Origin of the sequence: Paracidovorax citrulli (assembly GCF_900100305.1) — a bacterium.
Classification (GTDB): Bacteria; Pseudomonadota; Gammaproteobacteria; order Burkholderiales; family Burkholderiaceae_C; genus Paracidovorax; species Paracidovorax citrulli.
In genome coordinates this window covers 1-25,707 of the sequence record NZ_FNEY01000040.1, presented here as the reverse complement: position 1 = coordinate 25,707, position 25,707 = coordinate 1, and the positions used below count along the sequence as shown (strand labels likewise).

Sequence of the window (25,707 nt, the reverse complement as noted above, 5' to 3'; positions counted from 1 at the left end):
CGGGAACGCCTCCATTTGGCCGGGGTGCTCTCGGCGTTGGCGTCGCCAATGAGGCGGGCAATGCCCTCAAGCCACCTTCTCCACATGCCCCTGCCGCGTGTACAGAAAATCGATCACCGCCTTCCGGCATTGCAGGTACACGGCATCCTCCGCCAGTTGCACGCGACTGCGCGGCCGCGGAATCTCCACCGCCAGCACCTCGCCGATCGTCGCCGCCGGCCCGTTGGTCAGCATCACGATCTTGTCGGACAGCAGCACGGCCTCGTCCACGTCGTGGGTCACCATCACCACGGTGCTCTGCGTGCGCGCCACGATCTCCAGCAGCTCGTCCTGCAGCTTGGCGCGGGTGAGGGCGTCCAGGGCGCCGAAGGGTTCGTCCATCAGCAGCACCTGGGGCTCCATCGACAACGCCCGGGCGATGCCCACGCGCTGCTTCATGCCGCCGGAGATTTCGCCGGGGCGCTTGTGCGCCGCGTGGGCGAGGCCCACCAGCGCCAGGGCGGCGGCCGTGCGCTCCTTCAGGCGCGCCCTGGATTCGGTGGCGCCGAAGACGCGCTCCACGGCCAGGTACACGTTGCCTTCGCAGGTCAGCCAGGGCAGCAGCGAGTGGTTCTGGAAGACGACGGCGCGGTCCGGGCCCGGCCCCTTGATTTCCTTGTTGGCGCAAATGAGCGCGCCGGCCGTGGGCGTGGTCAGGCCCGCGATCAGGTTCAGCAGGGTGGATTTGCCGCAGCCCGAGTGCCCGATGAGCGAGACGAATTCGCCCTTGGCGATGGCCAGGTCGATGCCGCGCAGCGCGGGGAACAGGCCCTTGGTGGTCCTGAAGGTCTGCTCCACGCCCTGGATTTCGATGAACTTGGTGTTGAAGGATGCATGCATGGGGAACTCCGGTGTGGGATGGGTCGGACGGGGCCGGGTCAGGCCTTGACCTCTTCGAACGAGAAGGCCGTGGCGAGCTTGACCAGGGCGTATTCGAGCAGCAGACCGACGATGCCGATCACGAAGATCGCGATCAGGATGTTCTTCACGTTCAGGTTGTTCCACTCGTCCCACACCCAGAAACCGATGCCCACGCCGCCGGTCAGCATCTCGGCGGCGACGATCACCAGCCACGCGGTGCCGACGGCCAGGCGCACGCCGGTGAGCATGTAGGGCAGCACCGAAGGAAAGAGGATGGTGGTGGCGATCTTCCATTCGGAGAGGTTCAGCACGCGGGCCACGTTCATGTAGTCCTGCGGCACGCGCTGCACGCCCACCGCGGTGTTGATGATCATCGGCCAGATGGAGCAGATGAAGATGGTCCAGATGGCCGCGGGGTTCGCACCCTTGAAGACCAGCAGGCCGATCGGCAGCCAGGCCAGGGGCGAGACCGGGCGCAGCAGGCTGATGAGCGGATTGAACATGCGCGAGAGGAAGGTGAAGCGCCCGATCACGAAGCCCGCCGGGATGCCCACCACCGCGGCGAGGCCGAAGCCGACGGCCACGCGCTCCAGCGAGGCCAGCACGTTCCAGCCCACGCCCTGGTCGTTGGGGCCGTTGCGGTAGAACGGGTCGCTGAAGATCTCCACGGCCTGCTTCCAGGTGTCGGCCGGGTTGGGAATGCTCCCGCCCGTGGTGGTGGAGACGATGGCCCACACCACCAGCAGCAGGCCGATGCCGCAGGCGGGGGGCAGCACCGCGAGCCAGAAGCGGCGCAGGGCGGCGGCGTTGTCGCGCGGTGCCGGGACGGCAGCGGCGGGCGCTGCGGGGGCGGGCGGGGATGCGGTCTTCATCGTGTGTGCGGTGGAGGAGGGGGCCGGGGCGGAATGCGCGGCGGCGGCTGCGGTGGCGGGCTCCGGGGGTGCATGGAAGACGGCGCTGACCATGGTGGACTCCTTCGCGGGTGATCGGGGTGGAGGGGCCGGCGCTCAGGCCTTGATCTTGAAACCGTCGGCGTACTTGGCCGGGTCCTTGCCGTCCCAGACGATGCCGTCCACCAGCTGGCTGGTGCGCATCTCGCTCTTGGGCAGGGGGGCCTTGGCGGCGGTGGCGGCCTGCCTGTAGAGGTCGACGCGGTTGATGGACTTCGCCACGCCGAGGTAGTCGGGGTGGTCCTTGATCAGGCCCCAGCGCTTGTGCTGGGTGAGGAACCACATGCCGTCCGACAGGTACGGGAAGTTCACCGCGCCGTCGTTGTAGAACTTCATGTAGTCCGGGTCGTCCCAGGTCTTGCCCAGGCCGTCCTGGTAGCGGCCCAGGATGCGCTGGTTGATGGCGTCCACGCCGGTGTTCACGTAGGCCTTGCCGGCGATGGTCTCGGCCATCCTGTTCTTGTTCGCGAGGCTCTCGTCGATCCAGCGGCCGGCCTCCAGGATGGCGGCCGTCACGGCGCGGGCCGTGTTGGGGTATTTCTGCACGAACTCCGACGTGGTGCCCAGCACCTTCTCGGGGTGGTCCTTCCAGATGGCCTGCGTGGTGGTGGCGGTGATGCCGATGCCGTCCATGATGGCGCGGTGGTTCCAGGGCTCGCCCACGCAGAAGCCGTCCATGTTGCCCACGCGCATGTTGGCCACCATCTGCGGTGGCGGCACGGTGATGACCTTGGCGCCCTTCATCGGGTCGATGCCGTTGGCGGCCAGCCAGTAGTAGAGCCACATCGCGTGCGTGCCGGTGGGGAAGGTCTGCGCGAAGGTGTATTCGCGTTTTTCGGTGGCCATCAGCTTGGCGAGCGAGGCGCCGTTCACCGCGCCCTTGTCGGCGAGCTTTTTGGAGAGCGTGATCGCCTGGCCGTTGTTGTTGAGGGTCATGAGCACGGCCATGTCCTTCTTGGGGCCGCCCACGCCCAGGTGCACGCCATAGACGAGGCCGTAGAGCACGTGGGCGAAGTCCAGTTCGCCGTTCACCAGCTTGTCGCGCACGCCCGCCCAGCTGGCTTCCTTGCTGGGGATGATCTTCACGCCGTACTTCTGGTCGATGCCCAGCACCGAGGCCATCACCACGCTGGCGCAGTCCGTGAGCGGGATGAAGCCGATCTTCACTTCCTTCTTCTCGGGCGCATCGGAGCCCGCGGCATGCACCAGGGAGCGCAGCGCCGGGCTCACGCCCGCGGCGCCCACCGCGGCGGCCTGCAGCACGGTGCGGCGGTGGAGGCTGGTTTTCGAGAGATCGGTCATCGGGGCTTCCTTGAAGAGTGAAATAAAAAAGGCGTCCACACCTCCGCGCGGCGCTGGCCGCGTGGGGTGGGGACGCCTTTGTCCGGTGGTCGGGACGCCATCCGCCGTTGGATGGAAAGCCCGAAGACCCAGCGATGGGTGCTGGCGGGGGTTATGCAAGGCCTATGCCAGAGGATTCACCAGCGGTTTGCTCCTGACGCGATGCCGCGGGTGATGCGGAAAGCCGTGCGGCCGGGGCCTGAATGGTGCAGTGCCGCAAGCCCGGTGCACCCTCTTCGTGCGCAGGGCGCCACGGGTTCGTGCATGCCGGCCGTGGAGTTCGTGTTGAAGGCATTCGTTTCGGATGCGCGCTGCCGCCGGGCTTCGCATCCAAGAACAATCGCGGCAGTGTTGCCCGGTGGCATCGTCCAGCGGCGCAGCGAAATTTCACCTCGATTTTCAGGAATACCCATGTTCAACAGAATTACAGGAGGCGGATGGAATCCGTACCCGACCTTCAATGTGTCCCCGAACAGTTCGCCCGAGCGTGCCCAGCAGGAATCCCACGACAAGGTCGCCAGTTGGGACTTTTCCGCCAGTCCGCCGCGCGCTGCGAACCGCCCACCCAGGGCCGCGGCGGAATCGTCTTCTTCCATGGCGCCCAGGGGGCTGACCTTTTCCGCGAGTACCAAGTACGAGGGCCGCGGTCCCCTGGATGAGCGGCACGTCTCGGGCGACGGTGGTGATCCCAAGATGAAAAAGCAGCTCTGGCGCAACACGAAAGCGGGTGGCTTGCTGCAAAGCTACCCGGATGGATTGCCCGACGATGTCAAGAAAGCCATCAAGAACGGCAGCGCACTGAATGCCCACCCGAGCGAGGGCAAGGCCGTCTATGAGCTCTACAAGAAGATGATGAAAGAGAAGGCCAAGGGACTGATGTAGTCTCTCTCGGCCGTCTCCCCATGTCAGCCCAGCAGCTCGAAGGCATCGAGCATGCGCTGGGCGACTTCCGCCAGCTTCAGGCCCTTGTCCATCGCGAGCTTGCGCAGCTTGTCGTAGGCGGCCTGCTCCGTGAGGCCGTGGCGCTGCATGAGCAGGCCCTTGGCGCGGTCGATGGTCTTGCGGTCCTGCAGCGCGCCGCGGGCGTCGGCCAGTTCGGCCTTCAGGGCCTGTTCGTGCTGAAAGCGTGCCATCGCCACGTCCAGGATCGGGCGGATGCGCTGCGGCGCGAGCCCGGCCACGATGTAGGCGGTCACGCCCGCGGCCACGGCATCGCGCACGTGGGAGGTGTCCTCGTCGTTGGTGAACAGCACGATGGGGCGGGGCGCCTCGCGCGTGGCCATCACCACGTGCTCCAGTGCGTCGCGCGCGGCGCTTTCCGCATCCACGATCACCATGTCGGGCTGCAGCTGGGCGATGCGCTCGCTCAGGAAGACGTCCGCCGGCAGCGTCGCCACCAGGTTGAAGCCGTTTTCCAGCAGGCCGATGCGCAGCGCGCGCGAACGCTCGGCCTGCTCCTGGGCATGCTCGTCTTCCTCCCCGGACGTGGACAGGTCCGGGGCCACCACCACGATGCGCAGCGACTCGTTCATATCCCCAGCCTACAGCAAGAAACACGCCAAATTGGTGCAACGCGGCCGCGCCGTGCCGGGATTGGAACTTGCTATCAGGCAGGAGTTACCCGATAGCGTACGGGGCGGGGCTCTTATATACCTTGCGTCCCAGGAATCAACTGAACTCAATGGATGGAGCGACCGTGATCAAGACGACGAGGCAGGGGATGGACGGGGTGGTGGGGCGGGGCGGCCGGCGCGAGGCACTGGCGGGACTGGCGATGGCGTGCGCAGCGCTGTCGCTGGCGGGCTGCAGCCGCGTGCCGGACACGGTGAAGATCGGCGTGGCCCAGCCGCTGTCGGGCCCGCTCGCGGCGCTGGGGCAGGACATGCTCAATGGCGTGAAGCTGGCGGTGGACGAACTGAACCAGTCCGGCTTCATGGTGGATGGCAAGCGGGTCACCCTGGAGGTGGTGGCCCAGGACGATCGCGCGGACGCCGCCACCGGCAAGACCGTGGCGCAGCAACTGGTCGAATCGGGCGTGGTGGCCGTGGTGGGCCACCTGAACTCCGGCGTCAGCATCGAGGCCGCACCCATCTACGCCGCCCAGGGCATCCCGCAGCTGGCCATCTCCACCCATCCGCGCTTCACGGAGCTGGGGTTCCCCGGCACCTTCCGGCTCGTCGCGAACGATGCCCTGCAGGCGCGCGCCATGGGCTCGTTCGCCGCCACGCAGCTGTCCGCATCCAGCTACGCCGTGCTCGACGACGGCACGCCGTACGGCAAGGGGCTGGCCGACGGTGCCGCGGCGCAGATCGCGCAGGACAAGCGCAAGGTCTCCGTGCGCGAATCCTTCGACGACAAGACCACCGACTTCAAGGCACTGGCCGGCAAGCTCCAGCAGGAGCGCGTGGACGTGATCGTCACCACCCTCAACGACTTCCAGGTGCTCGCCCTCATCGATGCGCTGGTGCAGGCGAACTACACCCGCGTCAGCATCCTGGGCGGCGACACCATCAAGACCACCGACATGCTCAAGGGCGACCGCAAGCTGGCCGGCATCTACGCCACCTCGCCCGTGCTGGAGGCGCGCGAGTTCATCGCGGGCCGGCAGTTCCTGGACCGCTATGACCGCGCCTTCAAGCGGGCGCCGGCCTATGGCGGCCACTACAGCTACGACGCCACCTACGTGCTCTCGGCGGCCATCCAGCAGGCCAAGTCGGCCGATCCGCGCGAGATCACGAAGGCGCTCCACGCCATCAACGGCTACGCCCCTGTCACCGGCACCATGAAGTGGGATGACAAGGGCGAGCAGCGCTACGGCGCCGTCGGCGTGTACGGCATGCGCGCGGGCCAGTGGGAACTGCGCATGCGGTCCGACCGGTGGTGAGCGGTGGCGCCGCAGGCCGGCAATGACCGGGCTGCGGCGGCGGCCGGCCAGGGCGCCTACACTTGCGCGCCTATGGTCAAGAGTCAGCTCATCCTCGGAATCGAATCCTCCTGCGACGAAACCGGCGTGGCCCTGGTGCGCGTGCCGGCGGACGGCAGCGTGCCCACGCTGCTCGCCCATGCCCTGCACAGCCAGATCGAAATGCACCAGGCCTACGGAGGCGTGGTGCCCGAGCTGGCGAGCCGCGACCACATCCGGCGCGTGCTGCCACTGACCGAGACCGCGCTGGCCGAGGCGGGCTGCCGCCTCGCGGAGGTGGACGTGGTGGCCTACACGCGCGGGCCGGGCCTGGCCGGTGCGCTGCTCGTGGGGGCAGGCGTGGCCTGCGCCCTGGGTGCGTCGCTGGACCGGCCGGTGCTGGGTGTGCACCACCTGGAGGGCCATTTGCTGTCGCCCTTCCTGAGTGCCGACCCGCCGGAATTCCCCTTCGTCGCGCTGCTGGTCTCGGGCGGCCACACGCAGTTGATGCGCGTGGACGGCGTGGGCCGCTACGAGCTGCTGGGCGAGACCATCGACGACGCGGCCGGCGAGGCGTTCGACAAATCCGCCAAGCTGCTGGGCCTGGGATACCCGGGCGGGCCCGCGCTGTCCCGGCTGGCGGAGCAGGGCGACGACGCGGCCTTCAAGCTGCCGCGGCCGCTGCTGCACAGCGGCAACCTCGATTTCTCGTTCGCCGGCCTCAAGACGGCGGTGCTCACGCAGGCGAAGAAGCTCGGCGACGACCTGCCTGCGCGCAAGGCCGACCTGGCCGCCAGCACGCAAGCGGCCATCGTCGATGTGCTCGTGAAGAAGACACTGGCTGCGCTGCAGCAGTCCGGCCTGCGCCGCGTGGTGGTGGCTGGTGGCGTGGGCGCGAACCGGCTGTTGCGCACGCAATTGGACGCCGCCTGCTCCCGCATGGGCGTGCGCGTGCACTATCCCGAATTGCACCTGTGCACCGACAACGGCGCCATGATCGCCATGGCCGCCGCCATGCGCCTGCAGGCGGGGCGCGAGGCCCCCAACCGCGAGTACGCTTTCGATGTCAGGCCGCGCTGGCCGCTGGACGCGCTGGCGTAGCGGGCCCTGTGCAGGTACGCAGGCACGCGGGCACAAAAAAGCGCCCGGGCCAGCGAAGGCACGGGCGCAAGGGCGACAACCGAGGGCGGAGCCGGAAGCGCCGATCAGCCGATGGCGAGCTGCGTGGCGCGGCTTTGCGGCACCACCTTGGCGAGCACCAGCGTGAGCACGCCGTTCTCGAGCCTGGCGGAACTGGCGGATGCGTCGATCTCGTCGGCCAGTTCCCAGGCGCGCTGCACCTGGCGGGGCGCACCTTCGACACTCGCGAGCCGCACCTGCTGGCCCTCGATGGTCACGTTGAGCTGTTCGCGGGCCAGGCCCGGAACGTCGATCTGCAGGGTCACGGTCTTGTCGTCCTGCGACACCGTGGTGCCCTGGCTGGCGAGGGTGCTCTGCATGAAGCGCTGCAGGGCGAAATCCGCGGGAGCGGCGGGACGGGTGCCATAGGCGGTGCGGCGGATGACGGGGGCGAAGAACATGTCGGAACTCCTGGAAAAAGGGGCGGCGCACGGGGCGCCTGGAACGCTGTGGGACGCGGCGCCCGGGTTCGCCGCTTGGGATGCAGATGCGCATCCCGCAGCGCTTTTCAAGGGCGCTTTTCACGCGGGGAACCCGCGTGCCGCGACAGAATCGCACCGCCTGTGTTGCGAGAGGTTACAACCCCTGCGCAATCGCGCGAAATCGCAACCAGCACAATGCAGGGTCAGGAATCCTGCCGCCAAGCCCATGCCTTTTTGCCTTCAAGACATCCTGCGTCCGCATTCCCGTCCTGGTGCCCGCCCGCTGCTTGCCGCCGCCGCGGCGGCCATCGCCGTGCTCACCGGCTGCACAGGGGTGCCCAACTCCATGCCGGGCCTGGACCGGGCGTCCCGCTTCGATCCGGACGACTTCAACACCAGCGCCAGCATCTACACGCGCCACATCGACGCGCCACCCGCCAAGGTGTGCGAAGGCGCCCGCCGCGCGCTGCTGAGCCAGGGCTACCTCGTGGGCACCGCCAGCGCCGAGGTGGTGGCCGGCCGCAAGTACTTCCAGCCGTCCACCGACATCCACTACCAGGTGGAGATGCGCGTCGTCTGCGCCTCCGAGGGGCCGGAGAAGCAGCGCACGGCGGTTTTCGCCAGCGCCCTGCAGGACCGCTACGTCATCAAGAAGATCAACAATTCGGCCTCCCTCGGCGTGGGGGCGCTGGGCTCGCTTTCGCTGCCCGTGACGGCCAGCGACGACACCCTCGTGAAGGTGGGCAGCGAAACCGTCACCGACGCCCGCTTCTACGACCGCTTCTTTCAGGTCTTCGACCGCTTCATCCCGCCGCGCGAGGCGCCGACCGAGGTGGGCCAGGCATCGCCGAAGGTGCCCAGGACGCCCGATACCGAGGCCATGGTGCGCGAGGCGCGCGAGTCCGGCGAGGTCAAGGATCCAGCCGAAGGCCCCGCCACGACCGCGCCGGTCGCACCGCAGCGCGCGCCGGCGTCCGACCCGCTGCCCGAGGTGCTGCCGTATCCCGTGTTTCCCTCTCCGCCGGCCGCCGCCGCTTCCACGGCCTCGGCGCCGTCGGTCCCCTCCGGGCCGCCCTCCATCCATCCCTGACGGACCAGGACGGGGCGGCATCGCCCGTCCCGCTCCCGCGCCGCTCCCGCGGCCCGGCACAGCGGTTCCGGCGGGATCCCCCGGCCGCACCGGCGCCCTTCGCGCCCTTCGCGCCCTTCGCGCCGTTCCATCACCTTCCATGAACGCTTCCCTTTCCCGCTTTCCGCTCCCGGCACCTGCCGTGCTCCGCCACGCCGCCGCCGCGCTCGCGGCCGCCGCCCTCGCGATGCTGGGCGTAGCGCAGCCGGCCGATGCGGCCACCGCTTCCACGCCTTTCGCTTCCGCCCCGCCGCCCGCCGCCGCGCCCATCCGGGTCGCGCTGATCGAGAGCCTGTCCGGCCCGTTCGCCAACACGGGAGAGGCCGTGTACCGCAATGTGCTCTGGGCGACCGAGCGGGTGAATGCCCGCGGCGGCGTGAAGCTGCCCGCTGCGGCGGGCGGGGTGCGCCCGCTGGTGCTGGAGCGCTACGACAGCAAGGGCCAGAACGAGGAGGCGCTGTCCGCGCTGCGCGCGGCCATCGATGCCGGCGCGCGCGTGGTGCTGCAGGGCAACTCGTCGGCCACGGCCGCGGTGCTGATCGAGGCCATCAACAAGCACAACGAGCGCGATCCGGCGCGGCGCGTGCTGTTCCTGAACTATTCCGCCGTCGATCCCATCCTGACCAACGAGAAGTGCAGCTTCTGGCACTTCCGCTTCGATGCCCATGCCGACATGCGCATGGCGGCCCTGATGCAGGCCATCCGCGCCGACCAGGGCCTGCAGGGCGTGTACCTGATCGGCCAGGACTACAGCTTCGGCCAGGCCGTGCTGCGCGAGGCGCGGCGCCAGCTGGCCGCGCAGCGGCCGGACGTGAAGATCCTCGGCGAGGAACTGCATCCCGTAGGCCGCGTGAAGGATTTCGCCCCCTATGCGGTGAAGATCCAGGCCAGCGGCGCACAGGCCGTCGTCACCGGCAACTGGGGCAACGACCTCACGCTGCTGGTCAAGGCCGCGCGCGAGGTGGGCTATGCCGGCACCTTCTACACCTTCTACGGCAATGCCCTGGGCGCGCCGGCGGCGCTGGGCGATGCCGGCGTGGGCAAGGTCGTGGCCGTGGCCGACTGGCTGCCCAATGTACCCACGAAGGAGAGCGAGACCTTCTACCGGTCGTTCCGCCAGCGGTTTCCCAACCCGGCCGACGACTACGTGCACATGCGCATGCAGCTCATGGTCGAATCGCTCGCCGAATCGATGGAGCGCGCCGGCACGACCGACACCACCGCCGTCGCGCGCGCGATGGAAAGCTCGCGTGTGCAGCTGGCCGGGCAGGCGGGCGCGATGCGCGCGGCCGACCACCAGTTCCAGCAGCCCCTGGTGGTCGGCGTGATGGAGCGTGCCGGCACGCCGGGCGTGCCGTTCGACGTGGAGGGTTCGGGCTACGGGTTCCGCGTGGTGCGGCGGATCGCGGCGGAGCAGGCCGAAATGCCCTCGCGGTGCGAGATGCGGCGGCCGTGAGACGCCGTTCGCACGGCTGAAGAGGCATTCGCGCTGCGCTGCCGGGGCCGCCCGGCAGGGCGCGAAGATCGGGAAAGTAGCATTCTGCTTTCACTGTGATGGACTTTTTTCAGACCTCTCCCGCTTTTTATGATCCCGCGGCCTATGCCGCTTTCCGGCACCAGACCGCCGCGCGCGGCAACTCCGCCGCATCGCCTCCGGCGTCGCCCCGTGGCTCTTCTTCGTTTTCCACCCATGCGCTGCGCGAGGCGTTGCCGTCCCTTTCGCACCGCGCTGCCTCTCCCGAGCCCCATTGGCCGAGAGAACCGTTGTCTGCTTCCGGCCACGGAGGCCCGATAGCCTGGCAGGACGACCATGGCGGCACCGATGCCTGGCACGGGGCCGTGACAGGTGGTTTCCACGGCGCACCGGCCGGAACTGCCTGGGACATTCCGGCGTGGAGTGGCATCGCCGACCTGCACGCAGTGGCGGGCTCGCAGCCGTTTCCATCGCCCGCCGTGCTCCAGCAGCGGGCACAGGAATGGCAGGCGCTTTGCTCCACCACCTTGAGGCATGACGGGGACGACGAGCGGCTCACCCAGGCGATGCGGGATCTTTTCATGGTGTTCGTGGATTCCCCGACCTTCCGGCGGACCATGGCAACCGTCCGGAATGACGGTCCCGTGGACATCCGGATCGATCCCGAGGTGGCCACGGCGTACTTCGACGGGGGCCGACGTGCCGTGGTGGTGGGAGAGGTCAATGCGCGCAGCCGCGCCCACGCCATGGCCATGGTGGCTTTCGAGCTGACCAACGCTTCCCTGGCGAGCGCATTCTCTGCGCACGTACATCAGGCTGCCGTGACGGGCATGCATCCCCGCGCTTATGCTGAGGGTGTGGAACGGATCGAATACAACTCGGTGAGCAATTGCCAGGCCTACTACCGCGAGGCGCGGCAGTCGCTGCAGCGGGCGGGGCTCGACAATCCGGGGCCGTGGTACAGCCGGATCACCGCCGATGGAGATATCCAACCGGTCATCGCATCGGAAGAAGAATCCTTGCGCAACGCCCAGGCCACGGGCCATTTCGGCCGTTACGAGCAGGATTACGCGGGCATGCATTGACCGCCCCGCCGCGATACGGCTGCTGGACCAGGGCCGGGCAGGCGCCCGGCCCTGGCCGCGTTCAGCGCACTTCCACGGCCCCGATGTCGCAGCGGCTGGTATCGCGCGCCACACCGCGCTGGTCGGAGGTTTCGCAGCCGGCGCCGGTTTTCAGCAGGGCGCTGCCGGAGCCGGGCAGCATGGTCGGCGTGGGGCCGCCGTTGTCGGCCGGCACGGTCAGCACCGGGTTCGCCGCAGTCACGTTCTGGATGCAGCGGTCGCCTCCGCCGTTGGCCGCAGCCGTCTGCCACTGCACGACGTGGTCGCCCGTGCCGGTGGTGTTGCACGACATCGCCTGCTTCCACGGGTTGCCGGCGGTGTTGTCCACGAACACGGTATTGCGCAGCGTGAAGTTCTTGCCGAAGAGCGCGCCGCCGTGCCCGCCCGCGCTGTTGCCGGCGAAGGTGACGTTGCTGTCCTGGTGGCCGTCGCCGAAGATGGCCCCGCCGTAGGACTTGGCGGAGTTGCCCTGGAAGGTGCTGTTGCGGATGGCGCAGCTGGGAGCGCAGTCCAGGTAGAGCGCGCCGCCGTTGCCGTCGCTGGCGTTGGCCAGGAAGCTCGAATTGCGGATGGTGATCGCGCCGTTGCTCACGCGCATGCCTCCGCCGGTGCCGGGGTTGTTGCGGCCGTTGGGTTCCGCATGGTTGTTGGCCACGGTGGTGCGGTCGATGGTGATGCGGTCGGGCGGATACACCCAGAGGTAGGCGCCGCCGCCGTTGCCGCGTCCGGTGTTGCCGGTGATCTGCGTGCCGCAGATGCGCACCTCGCCGCCCTGTGCATCGTTCGGGCTGGCGGAGGCCCCGTCGGTACCGATGGCGCCGCCGTCGCCGAGCTTGCCGCTGGTGTTGGCGCTGTTGCCCTGGAAGACCGAATTGACCACCGTGAGCGGCGACAGCAGGCTGTACACCGCGCCGCCATACCATGCGCCATTGTTCTTGAACGTGCTGCCGGCGATCACCAGCGAGCCGGCGGTGCCGACCCCCACCGCACCGCCGCCACGGCCCGCGGTGTTGTTCTCGAAGGTGCTGTGGATCACCTCGATGCGGTTCAGGTAGGGGCCGGAGACGGCGCCGCCGATGCCTTCGCCCTCCATGGTCGGTGCGGCCGCGCCGTTGACGAAGCGCAGGTTGCGCACCGACAGCGACCGGTTGTTACCGGAAACGAGGATGCGGTTCTTGCCGCCACCGTCCAGGGTGACTAGGTTGCCACCGTCGATCACCGTGTTCTGCGGTGCGCGCAGTTCGCGGGTGACGGCGATGGTGACGGGCGCGCTGCCGCAGGCGAAGGTGACATGGCCGCCGGCCTCCACGGCCTGGGCGAGGGCCTGCAGCGTGCAGCTCTGGGGCGTGCCATTGCCGACCACGGTGCCGGTGGCCGGCACGGCCATCGGGGCGGGGGCGTCGCAGGCCGCCGCCGTGGCCCGGGTGTCGGCGGTGACCGTGGCGTTCGCGTCGGCGGATGCCGTCTGCGCCGCGGCGCTGGCCGGTTCGCTGCGCGCGTTTTCGGCAGGGGCGCCGCCGCCTCCGCCGCAGGCCGCCAGCGCGGCGAGCGCCAGGGTACTGGCGAGGCCGCGCAGGCCCCGGTCGTGGATGGGTGTGTGCATGTGTTTCTCTCCCCGAGGGTGTTGGATATGGATCTGGCCCGCCGGCGGAGAGGCAAAGCGCTGTACACGATTCCGCTCCGCGGAAGGCGGGAGGATGATAGGCACCGTATCCGGGAGGCCTTGTAAGTGCGTGTTCGGCCGCCTTGCCGGGCTGCATGGCGCCGTTTCCGCACGCTGCCGGGGACACCGCGGCCGGCTGGATGCCATCGCGGGGCGTTCCCGCCGCGTGCCGCGCACAGCTGCTTACAGAAGAGCTGGGAACCCTCAGGGGCCGGTGACCTGGCCGAGCAGGGCGTCGATATCGTCCAGCAGGGCCAACCAGCGCGCGCTGTCGTCGATGCCGCCGATCCTCAGCAGGAACAGTCCTTCCACGGCCAGGAAGGCGACGCGGGCCGCGCGCGCCTGGAGCGTGGGGCCGCCCAGGCGCGCCAGGACTTCTTCGTACCACGTGCGCATGTCGCGCAGGTTGTCGGGGTCCTGGAGATAGGCGATGAGCAGGCCCGCCATTTTCGCGTCCGTGGCGGCATCGGAGGACCGCATGGCGCCGATGTAGCCGCGGACGAAGCCGAGGGCGGAGGTGCCGGTGTCCTGCGCAGCCATCGCTTCGTCGAACGCCTGCGTCCAGCGCGCGACCAGGCCGCGGACGAGGTCCTCTTTGGAGGCGAAGGAGTATTGAACGCCTCCCTTGGAAATGCCGGCGGCCCTGGCCAGCGCGTCGATGGTGAGGCCCCTGGCGCCCTCGGCGCGGACGATCTGCTGCGCGAGGTCGAGCAGTCTGTCGCGGGTGATGGTCGGTTTTCTGCCCATGGCTGGCGTTTCGGACGGCATTGTGCCCTGGAATCCGGGGGGCTTGGGTTGAAATAAATACGTATGTATTTATATTCCACGGCATTGCGTTTCATCCGGGTGGTGCATGTCCGCGTTGTCTTCTCCTTCCACGTCCTCCGCGCAGCGGTGGCTGGTCCTGGCCGCCGTGATGCTGGCCTTCCTGCCGGTGGTGATCGACATGACGATCCTGCACATCGCCGTGCCGTCGCTGACGCTGGCACTGAGCGCATCGGGCACGCAGGTGCTCTGGATCATCGACATCTATCCGCTGCTCATGGCGGGCCTGCTGGTGCCCATGGGGACGCTGGCGGACCGTACCGGCCACCGGCGGCTGCTGCTCGCGGGCCTGGCGGTCTTCGGCCTCGCATCCCTGCTGGCGGCATTCGCGCCCAGTCCGGCGCTGCTGATCGCGGCGCGCGTGCTGCTCGCGCTGGGCGGCTCGATGATCATGCCCTGCGTGCTGGGCATCATCCGCCGCACGTTCGAGGATGAACGGGAGCGCGCGATGGCGCTGGGCCTCTGGGGCACCGTGGGCGCGGCCGGGGCTGCCGTGGGGCCGCTGGTCGGCGGGGCGCTGCTGGAGCATTTCTGGTGGGGCGCTGCGTTCCTCATCAACGTGCCGGTGATGCTGGTCGTGTTCCCGGCCGTGTTCCTGCTGCTGCCGCGGCCGGAGCGCACGGCGGCCGGCCGGTGGCCTGCCGGGCAGGCGCTGCTGTTGATCGCGGGCATGATCGCCGCGGTGTACGGCCTCAAGTCGGGCTTCGGGGGCGGGCAGCCGCCGGCCGTGGCGATATCGGCGCTGGCGGCGGGGGCGGCCCTGCTGGCGGTGTTCGCGCGCCTGCAGCTGCGCTCGGCGGCGCCGATGCTGGATCTGTCGCTGTTCTCGCGCCCCGCGATCCTCGCCGGCATCGCCATGGCGGTCGTCGCGAGCGGCGCCCTGGCCGGCGTGGAACTGACGCTGGCGCAGGAACTGCAATACGTGCTGGGCAAGAGCCCGCTGCAGGCCGGCCTCTTCATGGTGCCGATCATGGCCGCGGCGGCCGTGGGCGGCCCTCTGGCGGGCACCCTGTCGAACCGCTTCGGCCTGCGCCGGGTCGCCAGCCTGTCGCTGGCGGTGTCCGGCGCGGCCCTGGCCTACCTGGCCCGGGCGGATTTCCACGAGGGCGGCGTGCCCGTGGCCGCGGCGCTGGCGTTGCTCGGGCTGGCGCTGAGCGTGGGGCTGACGGCGTCGTCCATCGCGATCATGGGGTCGGTCGAGGCGGACCGGGCCGGCGCGGCCGGGGCGCTGGAGGCCACCGGCTACGAGCTGGGCAGCGGCCTGGGCATCACCCTGTTCGGGGTGTTCATGTCTGTCGTGTTCAGCCATGCGATCGCGCTGCCGCCGGATCTCGCGCCGCCGCTCGCCGTCCAGGCGGCCCGGTCGATCGGCGATGCCTACGTGGTCGCGCAGCAACTGGCGGAGGGGCCGGCGGCCGCGCTGATCGGGGCCGGGCAGGCAGCCTTCTCGGTCGCCCATCGGGTGCTGCTGAACACCTCCGCGGCGCTGATCGGCCTGCTGGCCGTGGCCGTGTTCATCCTGCTGGCCGGCTATCGTGGCGGGCCGGGAGCTGCGGCGGGCGGGCACTGAGGCGCCGCACCCGTCGGAGCACGTGGCCGCTGCGGAAAGGGTGGGCGCGGCGCTCCCGCGCTCAACCCGGCCGGCCGTCCAGGCGCGGGCGGGAGAGGGCGGGCCAGTAGCGCACCGCATACAGCCCGAACCCGGCCGACCACGGCACGGCCGAGGCCAGCACCGCGTGCAGCAGGTGGGCCGGCGCGGCCAGTGGCCAGGCGACGCGCACGAGCGCTGCGATCAGCACCAGCGCGTAGCAGGCCGTCTCCCACCGGTCTGCGCGCAGCGGCCGGCCCGTGTGGCCGCGCGCCGTGCGCGTGACCATGCCGACGACGAGGCCGCCCACGGCGCCGACGGTGAGCGCGTGGGTGGCCAGCGTGGGCGCCACCGCACCGGCGGCGGCCAGGGCGCGCAGCAGCAGGTGCACGGGCACCCAGGCATAGCCCGCGTGGAGTATCCAGACCAGGGGTGCGCGGCGCGTGCTCCATGGCTGCCAGAGCCACCAGCGCCAGGCGTGCAGGACGGCGGCGACGGCCGCCAGCGCCGCGAGCGGCAGGCCCGCCACGCCCGCGGCATCGGCCGCCATGAGCGCGAGCACGGCGCTCAGCGCGGCCTGCTCCAGCCGCGCATGGCGGCGCGGCAGGGTGCCGGGCACGCCGTTCTGCGTGAACATCGGTATCACCCGCCCTCCCATGACGCAGAGGATGAACAGCACCGCGTCCAGCGCCAGCTGCACGCCGCGCCAGGGCAAAGTGCCCGTGCCGGCCGGCGCGAAGTGGATGCACGCCGCCGCCGCGGCCATCATCGCCAGCAGGCCCGCGAAGAAGTAGTTGCGACGGTTGCGCGCACGTGCGAGCGGCACGGCCAGCGCGACGGCCGCCGCCAGGGGGAAAGCGACGTTCGCCCAGGCCGCGGCCGCCGCGAAAGGCGTGAGCACCAGCACGCGCGCCGCCAGCCAGAGCGCCACCAGCGCCGCCAGGCCCGCGCCGGCGGGCGTGGGCTGGCCCGTCCAGTTGCGGCCTGCGGTGAACAGGAAGCCCACGATCACCGCGAGCGCGAAGCCGAACAGCATTTCGTGCGCATGCCAGAGCGGCCCCGCGAGGTAGGGGTGGCCCAGCCAGCCGGAGAACTGCAGCGCCCACAGCGGCACGGAGATGGCCGCGAAGGCCGTCGCCAGCAGGTAGAAGGGGCGGAAGCCGAGCGCGAACAGCGCGGACAGCGAGGGGCCGCGGTGGGGCGTGCGCGGGGGGTCTTCGATGGTGAGCAGCGTGGCCATGGCAGGCAGTCCTTCTGGATGCGAAAGAAATGCCGTGCAGCGGGGCCGCCCCGTGGGAGCAGGGAGCCGAAGTGGCGGACACGGCCAACGCGTCCGGCGCGAGTGCCTCGACCGCCCGAAAGGCTGCGCAGCTTTAAAGATTCATCAAACGTGAATCTATTTTGGATGACGCAGGCCCGAGGGGGGGCGCGAAATCCATGGGCCTTGATGCAGGTCAGAGACCCGATGCCGTCCCGCGCATGCGCAGCGCGCTACCGCGCCGCCGACACTTCCTGCCCGAGATCGATCACCGCCATCGCGTAATAGCTCGACCAGTTGTAGCGCGTGACCACGTAGAAATTGCGCGTGCCGGCCACGTATGCGGCCGGGGCGTTGCCGTTCTGCAACTCGATCAGCGCCAGGGGGCCGGCGGCGTCGGGCTGCGTGGCGGCGCCGTCCGCCGGCAGGGGGCGGGCGCCGCGCTCCTGCATCCCGGCGGCGGTGAACGTGGGCAGGATGTCGGGCGCGAGCAGTTCGGGCAGGCGCAGGCCGTTGTCGTCGAAGGCCACGGCGTAATGCGTGGGCAGCCCGCTCACCCAGCCGTGGGCCTGGAAGTAGTTGGCGACCGAGCCGATCGCGTCGGCAGTGCTGTTGAACAGGTCGATGCGGCCGTCGCCGTCGAAATCCACCGCCCAGCGTGCCCAACTGGTAGGCATGAACTGGCCCATGCCCATGGCGCCCGCGTAGCTGCCGCGCAGGACGAAGGGATCGGTGCCCGTGCGGTCGGCCAGGCTCAGGAACTGCTCCAATTCGCCCCGGAAGAAGGCCTGCCGCTCCGTGGCGCGCGGGTGCGCGGCCGGAAAATCGAAGGCCAGCGTGGCGAGCGCGTCCATCACGCGGAAGCTGCCCATGTGCTGCCCGTAGAGCGTCTCCACGCCCAGGATGCCGACGATGATCGAGGCCGGCACGCCGTATTCGCGCTCGGCGCGCGCCAGCGTGTCGGCATGCTCGTTCCAGAAGCGCACGCCCGCGCGGATGCGCACCGGCTCCACGAACCGGGCGCGGTAGGCGGCCCAGTTCTTGGCGGTGCCCCTGGGCGCCGGCAGCATGAGGCGCGGCACCTGCGGCAGGAACCGCGCCTGCCCGATGGCCTGCCGCACCCACTCGCGGTCCAGGCCGCGGCGCTCGGCCAGGTCGTCGGCGAAGCGCAAGGCCTCGGGACGCTGCGCGTAGAGCACCTCCGGGACGGCCTGCTTCTCCTTCTTCCTGGCGGGTTTCTGGGCCATGGCGGCCGGCGGCAGGACCATCGTGGCGGCGCAGGCGAGGACGAGAAGGGCGGTGGAACGGGCGAAAGGCATCGCGGAAGGCAGGGTCGAGTACAGGAAAACGGCGGCGGGCCTGGCCCGGGATCAGTGCTGCGCAGAAGGGGGGCCGGACGAGGGCCAGCGCAGGCCGCGCAGCTCCCGTCGCAGGGCCGCCAGCGTGGCATCGGAGTGGCGAGCGTAACGCGCCTGGTCCATGCGCAGCAGCCAGCTGGCGGCCGGTTCGGCGGACTCCCCGAATCGGTCGCGTGCCTGCTGGGCCATGGCGCGCGGTGGCAGGTGGCCGGGCAGGGGCAGGCCGGCGCGCGCGAGCCGCCGGCGTGCCCGCTCCAGCAGGCGCAGCCAGGGGTCCTGCCGGCGGCGTTCCCACAGGTTCCAGCCGACGCCGGCCAGCGCCGCGGCGGCGGCCAGGGCACCGAGCACGCGGGCCAGGTCCTGCGCGTCGGGCGACGCGATGCCCAGGGCCTTGAGCAGATCCAGCTGCTGGCTCTGCGTGTAGTTGAGCACCCACTGGTTCCAGCGGTTGTTGACGGCCTCCCACACGGCGCGCGCGCGGGCGGCGATGCCGCGGCCGATGACGGTATCCACCGCATTGCCGAACACCCCGCGCGGCGCCTGCAGGCGCTGGAAGTTGCCGATGCGGGCCGGCGAGACGGCCCCGGTCGGGTCCACGCGTACCCAGCCTTGTCCTGCCAGCCAGACTTCGGTCCAGGCATGGGCATCGGCCTGGCGCACGGTCCAGTAGCCGTCCACTCCGTTCATCTCGCCGCCCTGGTAGCCCGTCACGATGCGCGCCGGGACGCCGGCCGCGCGCAGCAGCACCGCGAAGGCCGACGCGATGTGCTCGCAGAAGCCCGCTTTCTGGTCGAACCAGAACGTATCGGCGGTGTGCTCGGCATAGACGCCCGGCTCCAGCGTATAGCTGTAGCCGCCCGTGCGCAGCCGCTCCAGCGCGGCCTGCACGAAAGCCGGAGCGCCGCCTGCGGCGACGGCCGGCTCCGCCAGCATCCGGCGGGCGAGGTCGCGCGTGCGCGGATCGAAACCCTCGGGCAGTTCCAGGTACGGGCGCAGCCTCGGAGAGTTCTCCATCGGGCCGTGCGTGAAGCGCGGGTAGCTGGCGGCGCGGTAGCGCAGCACCTCGTTGATGGGGCGGCTCGCGACCCAGGAGAGTTCGGGCGCCATCGACGCGCGCAGGCCCGGCGGCAGCACGGGCGACTCGGGCGCGGCATCGAGCGTGAGCAGCCAGGGCACGCGCAGTGCCTCCAGCGTGACTTCGTAGCGCAGCGGCTCGCCCTCCACCTGCAGCGCCGCGGGAGCGGGTGGCCGCCAGGAAGCCGCCGGAGCGCCCGGCTGCCCGAAGGCGAACCATTCGCGCCCATCGAAGGCCGAGAACACCGGCCCCCTGAAATACAGCGCACTCTGCGGCGGCGGCTCGCCGCCTGGTGTCTCGAAGCGCACGCGCAGCGCGATGCCGTCGTCGAGCGCGAGCGAGGCCACGTTGCCGATCTCCATGCGGCCCGACAGCCCGCTGCGGCCCGTCGGGTTCTCGCTGGGCATGCCCCAGAGCGGCGCCATGCGCGGGAACAGCAGGAACAGCGCGAGCATGACGGGCGCGCCCAGCAGCGCCATGCGCCCCGCCAGCCGCAGCGGCACGGACAGCGGCGGCCGGCCCACCGGCATGTGGGCATTGACCAGGGCGGTCAGCAGGCCCAGCAGCGCGACCAGCATCGCGGCGGCCGTGGCGAGCGATTGCGAGAAGAAGAAATTGCTGAGCATCGTGAAGAAGCCCAGGAAGAAGAGCACCATGGCGTCGCGCCGGGCATGCACTTCCATCGTCTTGAGCGCGAGCAGCATCACGATGAGCGTGACGCCCGCGTCGCGGCCGACGATGGTGCCGTGCGACACCACCGTGAGCGCGACCGATGCGGCCAGCAGCACGCCCAGTTGCCAGCGGCCCGGCTGCGGGCGGCCGCGCAGCGCCAGCACGCCGCGCCAGACCAGCACGGCGGCGGCGAGCCCCGTGGTCCACGCGGGCAGGTAGGGCGCCAGCGGCAGCACGACCCAGCCCACCGTGGCGAGCAGGAAGAGCGTGTCGCGCGTCTCGCGCGGCAGGTTCGAGAACGTCTTGCGCAGCGCGGTCATGGGATGGCGCCCTCCGGGGTGCGGTCCGGCGCGGGAAGATGGGCCGGGTTCAGCACAGTGCGAGCGCCTCCAGGCAGCGCCGCTCGTGCGCCGGTCCGCTGCCCTGGACGATTTCACCGGAAGGCAGGCGCAGGCCGTAATCCAGGCCCAGCCGCTCGGCCTGCAGCACCCAGGACGCGAGGCGGGAGATGCGGGCCTCGGGATCGCTGAGGCTGGTGAGCGCCATGTCGAGCCACAGTTCCTGCCGCCGCGTCTGCTGCGCGTCGCGGCTCACGAGGTCGTCCGTGCCGGTGGCGATCGACCGCGCGGCCTTCTTCCAGACCACGAGCTTGAGCGGATCCCCACGCCGGTAGGCGCGCACGCCGTCGAACTCGCCGATGCCCTGGGCCGGCGCGCTGCCGGCGCCGCCTGCGCTCGGCTCGCCAGCCGGAAGGGGCGGCGGCGGCAGCTCGGGACGCGGATAGACCAGCACCTGCGCGGCCGGTCGCCAAAGCGTCCACACCCGGAACGTGCCCAGCGGGAAACGCGTCTCGGCCGTGAGCAGCGGCACGTCGTGCAGGCCCCTGCGCTGCGGCTGGAAGGCCACCTGCACGGTAGCCGTGCCCTGCGCTGGCACGTCCGCCCAGGCCCAGTGCGGCGCACCGCCGCCATGCACCGCCAGCGCGATGCCGTGGCGCGGCGACTTGCGCGTGCTCGACAGCTGGATCTCGAACACCGCGCTCTGCCCCAGGAAGCACGGCTCCGGCGGCAGCAGGTGCAGCGTCAGCCCGCGCAGCGTGGCATGGCACACGTGCATGCCCGCCACCGCGCTGCCGGCCAGCAGGAAGGTGAGCAGGTAGCCCAGGTTGAGCTGGAAATTGATCGACGCCACCAGCAGCACCAGCAGCGTGAGCGCCAGCATCCACCCAGCGCCCGTCGGCAGGATGTACACATTGCGCTGCGTGAGCAGCGTGGTGTCCGTGCGCGGCAGCCGCGCCTGCCACCAGCGCTGCAGCCGCCCGCGGAGCGCGGTGACAGGGTTCCGCGGCGATACCGTACGCGGTAGGGCATCGCCCGCAGCGGATGTCATGCCTGTACCTCCGGAGATGCGCTATGCCCATGACACGCTTGGCACGCTACGTGCCCGCCGCTTGAAAGCCGCGCGGCCTTCACCCGTCGAGTGGCCGCGGAGCAGGCCAAGCCAGCAGACGCCGTGGAACCGGCTTTGCCGGGCCACCGGCGCCGTCCTCCTGCCCGCCGTGCGCAGCACGGAGAGAGCGGGGGGAAGCGGCGCAGCCGCTCAGGGGGGTGTCCCTTCATTTCAACGGGATGGCTTCCACCATCGCCACCACCTGCTCCGCCGCGCCCCGGCCGGCGTCGCCCACGGGCACGAGCCGGTGGGCGATGGTCTGCGGCAGCACGGCCTGCACGTCGTCGGGCGCCACGTAGTCGCGGCCGGCGATCAGTGCCTGCGCCTTGGCCGCGCGGATGAGCGCGATGCCCGCGCGTGGCGACAAACCCTGCAGGAACCAGCGCCCCGAGCGCGTCGCGGCGATCAGGTCCTGCACATAGTCGAGCAGCGGCTCGGCCGCATGCACCGCCAGCACCTGCTGCTGCAGCGATTCGAGTTCCCCGGGCGAGAGCAGCGGCAGCATGCCTTCCACCATGTCGCGGCGGTCGCCGCCGGCCAGCAGCTGCCGCTCGGCCGCGCGGTCGGGGTAGCCGATGGAAATGCGCATGAGGAAACGGTCGAGCTGGCTCTCCGGCAGGGCGAAGGTGCCGAGCTGGTCGTGCGGGTTCTGCGTGGCGATCACGAAGAACGGATGGGGCAGGGCGCGCGTCTCGCCCTCCACCGTGACCTGCTTCTCTTCCATGGCCTCCAGCAGCGCGCTCTGCGTCTTGGGGCTGGCGCGGTTGATCTCGTCGGCCAGCAGCACCTGCGCGAACACCGGGCCGGGATGGAACACGAACGACTCGCGGCCGCGCTCGTACACGGAGACACCCGTCAGGTCGCTGGGCATCAGGTCGGCCGTGAACTGCACCCGCGAGAACTGCAGCCCGAAGGTGCGCGCCAGCGCATGGGCCAGGGTGGTCTTGCCGACGCCCGGCACGTCCTCGATCAGCAGGTGTCCGCCGGCCAGCAGGCAGGCCACGCAGTCCTGGACCTGCGGCTTCTTGCCCACGATCACCGTGTTAAGCTGATCCAGAAGCGACCGGATCTTGTGCTGTGTATTCATGAGACCCGAAGTTATCCGAAAAAAACCAGAGACAAGGGATTCATGGTGGGCGGCACAGGCTATTTCACGCACCGCGAATGCTGGAAGCACGAGATGGGACCGGGACACCCGGAATGCCCGGGGCGGCTGGACGCCATCGAGGACCGGCTGCTGGCCACCGGCGTGGCCGACGCGCTCGAGCGCTTCGAGGCGCCCGAGGCCTCGCTGGCCGACGTCGAACTGGCACACGACCGCATGCACGTGGCCGCGCTGCGCGGCCTGTCCGACCGGCTCGCGGAAGAGATCCTGGCCGGCGGCCCCGCCCATGCGCAGGTCGATCCGGACACCTCCATCAACCCCCACACCTGGCCGGCCGCGCTGCGGGCCGCGGGCGCGGCCCTGGCCGCCACCGATGCCGTCATCGCGGGCGAGCTGGAAAACGCCTTCTGCTGCGTGCGACCGCCCGGGCACCACGCCACGCGCAGCAAGGCCATGGGCTTCTGCTTCTTCAACAATGTCGCGATCGCGGCCCGGTATGCGCTCCAGCGCCACAAGCTGCAGCGTGTCGCGGTGGTGGATTTCGACGTGCACCACGGCAACGGCACCGAGGACATCCTCGCGAACGACCCGCGCGCGCTGATGGTCGGCATCTTCCAGCATCCGTTCTACCCGTTCAGCGGCGACAAGGACCCGGCGCCCAACATGCTCAACGTGCCCGTGGCCGCCTACACGCGCGGCATGGACATCCGCGAGCTGATCGAGATGCTCTGGATCCCGCGGCTGGAGGCCTTCAAGCCCGAGATGATCTTCGTCTCGGCCGGCTTCGACGGCCACCGCGACGACGACATGGGCCAGCTCGGCCTCACCGAGCAGGACTACGCCTGGATCACGCAGCGCATCAAGGACATCGCCCGCCGTTATTCCAAGGGCCGCATCGTCTCCTGCCTGGAGGGCGGCTACGTGATGGATGCCCTCGCGCGCAGCGTGGAAGCCCACGTGCGCGTCCTGGCCGACCTCTGACACGGGCCGGCCCGCAACCTCCCCACCGCCCGCCATGACCGAATCTTCCGCTTCCGCTGCCTTGCTCCACACCGCGCGCGATGCCCGCGGCGTCGTCACCCTCACGCTGGCCGATCCGGCGCGGCTGAATGCGCTCGGCGACGCCATGCTCGCCGCGCTGCAGCAGGCGCTCGATGCGGTCGCGCAGGACCCGCAGGCCCGCGTGGTGGTGCTGGCCGCGCAGGGCAAGGCCTTCTGCGCCGGCCACGACCTCAAGGACATGGCCGCGCACCCCGACGCCGCCTGGTACAGGCGCCTCTTCGCGCAGTGCAGCCGCACGATGGTGTCGATCCAGCGCCTGCCCGTGCCGGTGATCGCGCGCGTGCAGGGCATCGCCACCGCGGCGGGCTGCCAGCTGGTCGCGCAGTGCGACCTGGCCGTGGCGGCCGAAGGAGCGCGCTTCGCCACCAGCGGCATCCACTACGGCCTTTTCTGCTCCACGCCCAGCGTGCCGCTGGTGCGCAACGTGCCGGCGAAACGCGCCATGGAGATGCTGCTCACCGGCGACTTCATCGACGCGCGCACCGCACTGGCCGAAGGCCTGGTGAACCGCGTCGTGCCGGCCGAGGCACTGGACGACGCGGTGGACTCGCTCGTGTGCTCGATTCTCGGCAAGCCCCGCGCCGCGGTGGCGATGGGCAAGGCGCTCTTCTACCAGCAGCGCGAACTCGGCGTGGAAGCGGCCTACCAGCTCGCCGGGCAGGCCATGGCGACGAACATGATGGACGAGGCCGCGCAGGAAGGTGCGCGCGCGTTCGCCGAGAAACGGGAGCCGGCCTGGAAAGCCACGAGCGAGGCGTCGCACAGGCCTGAGTGAGGTTGCGCTTCACTATCGATAAGCGGCTCCAGCATTCCTCCTGCTGCTGCGGGATGCATTCATGACGTGTCGGATGCGGCCAGTGTGTCCCATGCGTAGAGTGGTAATACTCTCCCCAGTTTGTTTGCGGGAGCAAATCGTCGCCCTGTTGCATCCAGGTCGAAGCTAATGATTTCGTGCTCTCTTTAACTGATTCGGATTCAGGGTTGCCATCCTGGGTTGGGTAGGAATAATTGTTTTGATTATTCTATCGACTCTTGTGTTGGACTTCTGCTGGGCCGATCGGTGCGCACGGCCGAAGAGATAACACTGCATCCGGACGAGGATCCACGTCTGCAGGATCGTCGAGTTCCGCCCACGGAAACTCCGGAGCACTCTCCGGCCTGTCGTCAAGAACTGCTGGAAATGGAGAATTCGGGTTTCTGCCAGAGCGTCCCCGTCAGAAGGCAATAGCTTTGCGCGAAGCACTGAACCGTGCGGAAAACACTCCTTCGGACCTGCGGGCATATGCCTAGGCCGCATTGACAGCAGCAAAAATCGGCAGTACGTCAGACATGACGGATCTGGATGTGCAAAACAAGCAATACCTGGCCGATGCATACAACACCCGCTTCCCCGATCTCAAGCTGATTTGTCATGATTCCGCTCAGGCGTTTTTCTCGGATTTCATGACTTCCGAAAAGCCGGTGTGGCGATCCCTCGTGCAGTTGAGCCCCCATAGCTTGCATCATGTGGCCATCGATGTTCGTTTGCAGGATGGGAAGCGCACGGCGGTGGTGTTGGAGCCGGCAATTGGCTATGGAATGAGGTCAGACGGGAAGATAACGATGCTGGCCGGATACGAACCGCTGGGCAGGAATATTCAGAAATATCTCGGAGAAAACGGCGATATGGCGGTCGTGCAGTTGGGGGCCCAGAAGTCGCATTACGACTGCATTATTTTTTCTTTGAATCTCGCCCTGTGTGCCTATCAGCGGGATGATGTGATCGATGGTCTGCATGAAAGGCTTCGTGGGCATTACAGATGTTTTGCATCCGATGAAAATAAATCTCAATTGCATCAGAATATTGAATTTATAGACGGCACGACATTTTTGCCTCCGGTTTTTTTCAAACATTCGCACGCCAGGTCAACTATTTCTGAGGTTTTGGGGAATCAGCCTGACATATCGGATCGAAATGTCAGCACCGGGAATGATAATCCCCGGGAAACGCTTTCCGAGCGGGTGGAAAATTTCCGTGTGGATCGAGGAGAAATGGCATACAGCATGTCGATCGAAGCGTCACGTTTGAGAAAAATCAGAAAAGCTATCGAATGATTGTCTGATGGGCATGGCGGGAACGAGTGCGCCGCAGCGTTAAAGGACGCGGAGCATGTCAAGGTAGTTGTCGCGTCGATCAAGCAGCCCGAGGCTGCGTATTCGATGCGGTCGCCGCGGCATTGGAGATGCCGTCG

At 69.3% G+C, this 25,707-nt stretch carries 22 protein-coding genes and 1 pseudogene; 10 read left to right on the top strand and 13 right to left on the bottom strand.

The window, feature by feature from the left end:
* Positions 1 to 66: 66 nt before the first annotated feature.
* The 4 genes from BLR99_RS20100 to BLR99_RS23570 all read right to left on the bottom strand — a co-directional run bounded on the left by BLR99_RS20100 (position 67) and on the right by BLR99_RS23570 (position 3,787).
* Positions 67 to 879, bottom strand: coding sequence for an ABC transporter ATP-binding protein (locus BLR99_RS20100; RefSeq protein WP_074687473.1), 813 nt, complete (start codon positions 877 to 879; stop codon positions 67 to 69).
* 38 nt (positions 880 to 917) lie between these two features.
* Positions 918 to 1,865 (bottom strand): nitrate ABC transporter permease, encoded by a 948-nt coding sequence (gene ntrB / locus BLR99_RS20095; protein WP_074687472.1) that lies wholly within the window; start codon positions 1,863 to 1,865, stop codon positions 918 to 920.
* A gap of 42 nt (positions 1,866 to 1,907) precedes the next feature.
* Positions 1,908 to 3,152, bottom strand: coding sequence for a CmpA/NrtA family ABC transporter substrate-binding protein (locus BLR99_RS20090; RefSeq protein ID WP_074687471.1), 1,245 nt, complete (start codon positions 3,150 to 3,152; stop codon positions 1,908 to 1,910).
* 176 nt (positions 3,153 to 3,328) lie between these two features.
* Positions 3,329 to 3,787 carry a hypothetical protein gene (locus BLR99_RS23570; protein WP_232521709.1) on the bottom strand — a complete coding sequence of 153 codons (459 nt, stop codon included), beginning with the start codon at positions 3,785 to 3,787 and terminating at the stop codon, positions 3,329 to 3,331.
* Between the two features lie 97 nt (positions 3,788 to 3,884).
* On the opposite strand from BLR99_RS23570, the gene BLR99_RS23565 reads away from it, so the two are divergent.
* Entirely contained in the window at positions 3,885 to 4,073 is a 189-nt protein-coding gene (locus BLR99_RS23565; RefSeq protein WP_233427248.1) for a hypothetical protein, read from the top strand.
* Between the two features lie 23 nt (positions 4,074 to 4,096).
* Here BLR99_RS23565 and BLR99_RS20080 read toward each other — a convergent pair whose 3' ends face one another.
* Entirely contained in the window at positions 4,097 to 4,723 is a 627-nt protein-coding gene (locus BLR99_RS20080) for an ANTAR domain-containing response regulator (protein WP_017438855.1), read from the bottom strand.
* Between the two features lie 188 nt (positions 4,724 to 4,911).
* Here BLR99_RS20080 and BLR99_RS20075 point away from each other — a divergent pair, with 188 nt between their 5' ends.
* Positions 4,912 to 6,075, top strand: coding sequence for a branched-chain amino acid ABC transporter substrate-binding protein (locus BLR99_RS20075; protein ID WP_046059758.1), 1,164 nt, complete (start codon positions 4,912 to 4,914; stop codon positions 6,073 to 6,075).
* A 72-nt stretch (positions 6,076 to 6,147) separates the two neighbouring features.
* The gene (gene tsaD, locus BLR99_RS20070; RefSeq protein ID WP_046059656.1) at positions 6,148 to 7,194 is read left to right on the top strand and encodes a tRNA (adenosine(37)-N6)-threonylcarbamoyltransferase complex transferase subunit TsaD; all 1,047 of its coding nucleotides are present in this window, start codon (positions 6,148 to 6,150) and stop codon (positions 7,192 to 7,194) included.
* 104 nt (positions 7,195 to 7,298) lie between these two features.
* On the opposite strand, the gene BLR99_RS20065 is transcribed toward tsaD, so the two are convergent.
* Positions 7,299 to 7,673, bottom strand: a complete 375-nt coding sequence (locus BLR99_RS20065; protein WP_017439530.1) for an Hsp20/alpha crystallin family protein — start codon at positions 7,671 to 7,673, stop codon at positions 7,299 to 7,301.
* A 247-nt stretch (positions 7,674 to 7,920) separates the two neighbouring features.
* Here BLR99_RS20065 and BLR99_RS20060 point away from each other — a divergent pair, with 247 nt between their 5' ends.
* The 3 genes from BLR99_RS20060 to BLR99_RS20050 all read left to right on the top strand — a co-directional run bounded on the left by BLR99_RS20060 (position 7,921) and on the right by BLR99_RS20050 (position 11,382).
* Positions 7,921 to 8,784 carry a DUF2242 domain-containing protein gene (locus BLR99_RS20060; protein ID WP_046059655.1) on the top strand — a complete coding sequence of 288 codons (864 nt, stop codon included), beginning with the start codon at positions 7,921 to 7,923 and terminating at the stop codon, positions 8,782 to 8,784.
* 139 nt (positions 8,785 to 8,923) lie between these two features.
* Positions 8,924 to 10,279 (top strand): branched-chain amino acid ABC transporter substrate-binding protein, encoded by a 1,356-nt coding sequence (locus BLR99_RS20055; protein WP_048857334.1) that lies wholly within the window; start codon positions 8,924 to 8,926, stop codon positions 10,277 to 10,279.
* 308 nt (positions 10,280 to 10,587) lie between these two features.
* On the top strand, positions 10,588 to 11,382 hold the full coding sequence (locus tag BLR99_RS20050) for a hypothetical protein (protein WP_228195435.1): 795 nt from the start codon (positions 10,588 to 10,590) through the stop codon (positions 11,380 to 11,382).
* 61 nt (positions 11,383 to 11,443) lie between these two features.
* On the opposite strand, the gene BLR99_RS20045 is transcribed toward BLR99_RS20050, so the two are convergent.
* Positions 11,444 to 13,024, bottom strand: a complete 1,581-nt coding sequence (locus BLR99_RS20045) for a choice-of-anchor Q domain-containing protein (protein WP_048857335.1) — start codon at positions 13,022 to 13,024, stop codon at positions 11,444 to 11,446.
* Positions 13,025 to 13,288: 264 nt separating this feature from the next.
* On the bottom strand, positions 13,289 to 13,831 hold the full coding sequence (locus BLR99_RS20040; RefSeq protein ID WP_017440011.1) for a TetR/AcrR family transcriptional regulator: 543 nt from the start codon (positions 13,829 to 13,831) through the stop codon (positions 13,289 to 13,291).
* Positions 13,832 to 13,937: 106 nt separating this feature from the next.
* Here BLR99_RS20040 and BLR99_RS20035 point away from each other — a divergent pair, with 106 nt between their 5' ends.
* Positions 13,938 to 15,479 carry an MFS transporter gene (locus BLR99_RS20035; protein WP_048857336.1) on the top strand — a complete coding sequence of 514 codons (1,542 nt, stop codon included), beginning with the start codon at positions 13,938 to 13,940 and terminating at the stop codon, positions 15,477 to 15,479.
* Between the two features lie 61 nt (positions 15,480 to 15,540).
* Here the strand turns inward: BLR99_RS20035 and BLR99_RS20030 are convergent, their stop codons facing one another.
* The 5 genes from BLR99_RS20030 to BLR99_RS20010 form a co-directional block, all read right to left on the bottom strand.
* Positions 15,541 to 16,737, bottom strand: a complete 1,197-nt coding sequence (locus BLR99_RS20030) for an NnrS family protein (protein WP_082081927.1) — start codon at positions 16,735 to 16,737, stop codon at positions 15,541 to 15,543.
* 251 nt (positions 16,738 to 16,988) lie between these two features.
* Positions 16,989 to 18,074, bottom strand: a complete 1,086-nt coding sequence (mltB, locus tag BLR99_RS20025; RefSeq protein ID WP_011795274.1) for a lytic murein transglycosylase B — start codon at positions 18,072 to 18,074, stop codon at positions 16,989 to 16,991.
* Positions 18,075 to 18,125: 51 nt separating this feature from the next.
* Entirely contained in the window at positions 18,126 to 20,180 is a 2,055-nt protein-coding gene (locus BLR99_RS20020; protein WP_046059652.1) for a transglutaminase TgpA family protein, read from the bottom strand.
* A gap of 49 nt (positions 20,181 to 20,229) precedes the next feature.
* Positions 20,230 to 21,249 (bottom strand): DUF58 domain-containing protein, encoded by a 1,020-nt coding sequence (locus BLR99_RS20015; protein ID WP_011795276.1) that lies wholly within the window; start codon positions 21,247 to 21,249, stop codon positions 20,230 to 20,232.
* A 226-nt stretch (positions 21,250 to 21,475) separates the two neighbouring features.
* On the bottom strand, positions 21,476 to 22,396 hold the full coding sequence (locus BLR99_RS20010) for an AAA family ATPase (protein ID WP_011795277.1): 921 nt from the start codon (positions 22,394 to 22,396) through the stop codon (positions 21,476 to 21,478).
* A 42-nt stretch (positions 22,397 to 22,438) separates the two neighbouring features.
* On the opposite strand from BLR99_RS20010, the gene BLR99_RS20005 reads away from it, so the two are divergent.
* The 3 genes and pseudogenes from BLR99_RS20005 (at position 22,439) to aave2166 (ending at position 25,570) form a co-directional block, all read left to right on the top strand.
* Positions 22,439 to 23,395, top strand: a complete 957-nt coding sequence (locus tag BLR99_RS20005) for a histone deacetylase family protein (RefSeq protein ID WP_011795278.1) — start codon at positions 22,439 to 22,441, stop codon at positions 23,393 to 23,395.
* 34 nt (positions 23,396 to 23,429) lie between these two features.
* Positions 23,430 to 24,251 carry an enoyl-CoA hydratase gene (locus tag BLR99_RS20000; RefSeq protein ID WP_017438898.1) on the top strand — a complete coding sequence of 274 codons (822 nt, stop codon included), beginning with the start codon at positions 23,430 to 23,432 and terminating at the stop codon, positions 24,249 to 24,251.
* A 257-nt stretch (positions 24,252 to 24,508) separates the two neighbouring features.
* Positions 24,509 to 25,570 (top strand): annotated as a pseudogene (aave2166, locus tag BLR99_RS19995) (type III secretion system YopJ family effector Aave2166).
* The last annotated feature ends 137 nt before the right edge of the window (positions 25,571 to 25,707 follow it).

Bases quoted from the DNA above. Each gene is read 5' to 3' on its own strand.
- ntrB (WP_074687472.1), bottom strand. From the start codon at position 1,865: ATGGTCAGCGCCGTCTTCCATGCACCCCCGGAGCCCGCCACCGCAGCC.
- BLR99_RS20015 (WP_011795276.1), bottom strand. From the start codon at position 21,249: ATGACATCCGCTGCGGGCGATGCCCTACCGCGTACGGTATCGCCGCGG.
- BLR99_RS20035 (WP_048857336.1), top strand. From the start codon at position 13,938: ATGTCCGCGTTGTCTTCTCCTTCCACGTCCTCCGCGCAGCGGTGGCTG.
- BLR99_RS20010 (WP_011795277.1), bottom strand. From the start codon at position 22,396: ATGAATACACAGCACAAGATCCGGTCGCTTCTGGATCAGCTTAACACG.
- BLR99_RS20045 (WP_048857335.1), bottom strand. From the start codon at position 13,024: ATGCACACACCCATCCACGACCGGGGCCTGCGCGGCCTCGCCAGTACC.
- BLR99_RS20080 (WP_017438855.1), bottom strand. From the start codon at position 4,723: ATGAACGAGTCGCTGCGCATCGTGGTGGTGGCCCCGGACCTGTCCACG.
- BLR99_RS20005 (WP_011795278.1), top strand. From the start codon at position 22,439: ATGGTGGGCGGCACAGGCTATTTCACGCACCGCGAATGCTGGAAGCAC.
- BLR99_RS20040 (WP_017440011.1), bottom strand. From the start codon at position 13,831: ATGGGCAGAAAACCGACCATCACCCGCGACAGACTGCTCGACCTCGCG.
- BLR99_RS23570 (WP_232521709.1), bottom strand. From the start codon at position 3,787: ATGGAAGAAGACGATTCCGCCGCGGCCCTGGGTGGGCGGTTCGCAGCG.
- BLR99_RS20000 (WP_017438898.1), top strand. From the start codon at position 23,430: ATGACCGAATCTTCCGCTTCCGCTGCCTTGCTCCACACCGCGCGCGAT.
- BLR99_RS20100 (WP_074687473.1), bottom strand. From the start codon at position 879: ATGCATGCATCCTTCAACACCAAGTTCATCGAAATCCAGGGCGTGGAG.
- BLR99_RS23565 (WP_233427248.1), top strand. From the start codon at position 3,885: ATGAAAAAGCAGCTCTGGCGCAACACGAAAGCGGGTGGCTTGCTGCAA.
- tsaD (WP_046059656.1), top strand. From the start codon at position 6,148: ATGGTCAAGAGTCAGCTCATCCTCGGAATCGAATCCTCCTGCGACGAA.
- BLR99_RS20075 (WP_046059758.1), top strand. From the start codon at position 4,912: ATGGACGGGGTGGTGGGGCGGGGCGGCCGGCGCGAGGCACTGGCGGGA.
- BLR99_RS20060 (WP_046059655.1), top strand. From the start codon at position 7,921: ATGCCTTTTTGCCTTCAAGACATCCTGCGTCCGCATTCCCGTCCTGGT.
- BLR99_RS20065 (WP_017439530.1), bottom strand. From the start codon at position 7,673: ATGTTCTTCGCCCCCGTCATCCGCCGCACCGCCTATGGCACCCGTCCC.
- BLR99_RS20055 (WP_048857334.1), top strand. From the start codon at position 8,924: ATGAACGCTTCCCTTTCCCGCTTTCCGCTCCCGGCACCTGCCGTGCTC.
- BLR99_RS20030 (WP_082081927.1), bottom strand. From the start codon at position 16,737: ATGGCCACGCTGCTCACCATCGAAGACCCCCCGCGCACGCCCCACCGC.
- BLR99_RS20020 (WP_046059652.1), bottom strand. From the start codon at position 20,180: ATGACCGCGCTGCGCAAGACGTTCTCGAACCTGCCGCGCGAGACGCGC.
- BLR99_RS20090 (WP_074687471.1), bottom strand. From the start codon at position 3,152: ATGACCGATCTCTCGAAAACCAGCCTCCACCGCCGCACCGTGCTGCAG.
- mltB (WP_011795274.1), bottom strand. From the start codon at position 18,074: ATGCCTTTCGCCCGTTCCACCGCCCTTCTCGTCCTCGCCTGCGCCGCC.